Here is a 3,652-nt window from a genome sequence, read left to right on the forward strand (position 1 = left end):
CGTAGTTCTGAATAGTATCAGCAGTCCTATACGAATCGGTGGTACCATAGTTACCAGAAAGATTTGCAGTGCTTAGCACTTCACCAGTTGTGTCGTCAATGTAAGTAACGGTGGCGCTTTCTTTATTAGGAGCATATACATAGTAAACATCTTGATCAGATTGTAGTTCTGTCCCGTTCTCATCAACATAATGAACCGTTATTTTGCTCTGTCCTTCTGCACGGGAGTTTGAAGGGGTAGTACTAGAACTGAAGTTACTACTGGAAATAACCGTAGCTGTTCCAGATGAATCAACATTGTATTCAGTACCTGTACCTGTCAAATAGTTAATCACTGAGCCATCAGAAAAGACGACGTTGTTTTGAACACCAAGGTCTTGAATGATATAAGCTGACGATAGTAATTCATTAAGTTTAGCATTAACATCATCCGTTCTATTTATTTCTTGAGATGCATCAGATGACGTTGATATACCGGCATCAGCCGAATCACCAAAAACTTCTCCGTAGGTCTTATTGTCATCACTAGTTATTACTCCAAAATTATAGGCAAGAGTGTAAGAACCATCACTATTTTCAATTATTACTCCCGATCCCTTACCTGCAGCATTTAAAGCTGCAATAATTTCAGCGTCCGTAGAATCGGCGGACATAGTAATTATATTAATAATACCAGTATTGTCTCCAAGACTGAAAGATTCTGAATTATCCCCTGTAATTAAATAGGTACCATCTTCATTTATTTGTAGTGTACTTGATCCGAAATAAGTACCTAATTTTATGCTAACAACGGAAGAACCAGAAGTCGAAATATGCTGAATACTGATTATATTCCCGGTTGGAATACCTGTTTCTCCTGCATCAGAACCATTACTACTAATGATGTTATTAATATAATTAGGATCTGTCATAGTTGTACCAGTGTTGATAGTATTAGCGCTGGGACTATATGAAAAATCAGAGCTACTGTAATCACCAGTATCTTCTGTGTAAGTACGATGCTGAGGAATAAAAGTAAATGTTTCGTTTCCTATGGTTAGAACCATGTTATTGTAACTATCTGTGGCTGTTATTTTTGATGTACTAGCTGGTTTTTCAGTTACAGTAACAGATACTTGTTTACCCACAGTTTGATCAAAGTCATCACCTATAGTTAGAACGTAGTATCCATCCTCGTAGTAAATTGTACCAACATTTTCAATATCAATAGAAGTGCCCGAGCTTAGTGCCGACGATACAAGTTCGTCTGAGTTGTTGGTAACAGACACTGGTATTTTAACGACACTTCCCGATGTTAAAGTACCATCTTGCGTCAATGTAAACGAGATATTAATTGAAGAAAGATTGACAGATTGTCCACTAGCGATGGTATATGAATCTCCCCCATTCATTACTGTGCCATCTTCTGTAGTTACGCTTACAGATACATTACTTATCTGACTATCTGTAGAAGTAACACTTTTTAAAATACTACTTGCCGAGCTTGTACTTGAGGCGCCACTCGCGTTTGTTGTTGCACTTGCTGTACTTGCACTTGCTGTGATGGTAGCATTATCGTTTGTGTCTGCATGGGCGCTGTTGGTATTATAAACAATGCCAGCACCAAATGTTACAGTTGCTATGGCCGCAAAACACCATTTTTTACCATCTTTATACATTTTAAACCTAACCTTTTTTTCATGTTCTAAAACCCTCCTGTCAAGTAGTGAGCATATTGATATGTTAAAAATTATATCTATAATATTTATTATATATAAAAATTTCGTTAATGTAAGTAGATCGTAAAATTAATTCATTCCCTTGATTTAAAATCTAGGTGCTAAAAATCTAAAGAAAGAAAATTCTCATAACAAAATCCGAGAATAGCAACGATAAGCATTATTAACAACTAACACCAGAAGAAATAGGTAAGATCAATTTTTTTGAAAGCTGGTAAGTTTCAAGCGTACATTGCCAATCTACCTTATAGAAGTTGCAGCACTATATCACGTGAAATTAAACATGGTACTGTGCAACAGCGTAGTTCTAACTACCTTTTTTCAAAATCTAGTGGCCGTTAATATTTTTTACCTGATTATTTAACCCCTCCACTCACAATAATGATCCAATGAAATAGGATTATTTCTCCTGTTTTATGAACGCTTATATATAAGCGTTACCTTTTATTTTGTCTCATCACTAGGGTACGAATACTAATTAAATATTGATAATGAATACTCGATTCAATGAATAACATATCATGTTCAACGAATCTGATTCAATGTTCAAAAATTAAGACATAAAGATGAGGTTTAATCATAATTGGTATGATCATTTTGGTTAAACTGGCAGTCACAAGTTGACTGAGTACATGCACGTTCCAGAAATCAAGAACCACTTATGGAACTAAATCTAAAGGTAGCGGGTCTAAACACCCACAATTCTTTAACATATTTCATAGCTAATTATTGGACTTGGATTAGACAAATCAGCACATTGATGATGTTTAGTTGCTAAAGATCGGAACTAGGGGCAATCAGCTGACAAAGTAGCCTTAATTCAAGACTGTGAAAACCTATTAGATTTCTCTGTACTGAAGGACATAAAAAAAGAAACTTAATCAATAGATAGATTCTCTATGGCCTACCTTTAATACGACTGGTTTGATTAAAAATACTTAGCAGTTTAACTCGTCAAATCTTAGAACAGTTTTTTTATACCATTATTCAAGTACAAATGGTGAACTGCTAGTATATACCCACATAAAATATTTATATGATAATTTAAAGGTAACATGTTATTATCGAAAGACGTCGTTCTTTAACGACTTGTAGGAATTTCAAAAAAACATATATGTTTTTTTTTGAGATGTTACAATGTGCTTGAATGAATTGACATCTATTGTTCCGCTAAGTACTTTGATGGATCATACAATTCATCGTTTTTAATAAGATGGTAGATGGTTCCAATGAGACCTACTATAACTGAAATGGCAATTTTCTTTGTGTTGATGTTACTGGAAGATTACTTTTTTCGTTTAAGTTAGCTCCTATTGTGCTTGGGTAAGCCTAAATACTTTGACTTGTGCAGTTTCTAAATGGTTGCTTAAAATTAGTCGATCTCCCTAAGAATGGTTGACTAGATTTGTCTAATGATTCAAGTAAATACATGTACAATTGTAATGATTGATACCAGATAAGTTTTCTCATTATGCCGTACCACCGAAGTAATGGCTCGCGTAAATCGTTTATCATTGCACCAGCCGACTAACATCGTCAACACAAACTTTTGCCAGCCATGCCATCACTTTACTATCTAAAAAATCAAAGCAATACGCGATTCATTCATCAGGATATTGGCTTCTAACATCGCTATAATTAATGCCATGGTATGCGCCGATAACAGCATGTGTTCGCGTTAAATCCGTTTTCGCTAAATTGTTCCTTTTGAACGTGTTTACACAAATACTGTTGTAGTGTATCTTTGTAGAAGAGGTGATACCATGGAGAAAAAAAAGTTTACAACGACACTTGATCCCCAATTAATTAAGCAAATTAAAATAAAAGCTATCAATAAAAACACAAGTGTTGGCGCACTACTAGAAAAATTAATTAAAGATTACTTAAAGAAGTAGTCTTTTTTATTTCGGTTCTACAATATTTGGTACTGATAGA

At 34.6% G+C, this 3,652-nt stretch carries 3 protein-coding genes; 1 reads left to right on the forward strand and 2 read right to left on the reverse strand.

The features are described from left to right. Window positions 1-1,657, reverse strand: a 1,657-nt coding sequence (locus FD16_RS12355; protein ID WP_169788242.1) for a mucin-binding protein, incomplete at its 3' end; no start/stop codon positions are given. 1,477 nt (window positions 1,658-3,134) lie between these two features. Continuing rightward, a complete protein-coding gene (locus FD16_RS12890) occupies window positions 3,135-3,251 on the reverse strand; it encodes a hypothetical protein (RefSeq protein ID WP_235778192.1) in 117 nt (38 codons plus the stop codon). 229 nt (window positions 3,252-3,480) lie between these two features. Between FD16_RS12890 and FD16_RS13280 the strand changes: the two genes are divergently transcribed. Continuing rightward, window positions 3,481-3,612, forward strand: a complete 132-nt coding sequence (locus FD16_RS13280) for a hypothetical protein (protein ID WP_268869694.1) — start codon at window positions 3,481-3,483, stop codon at window positions 3,610-3,612. The last annotated feature ends 40 nt before the right edge of the window (window positions 3,613-3,652 follow it).

The sequence above is a fragment of the Paucilactobacillus suebicus DSM 5007 = KCTC 3549 genome (assembly GCF_001434475.1).
Lineage (GTDB): Bacteria > Bacillota > Bacilli > Lactobacillales > Lactobacillaceae > Paucilactobacillus > Paucilactobacillus suebicus.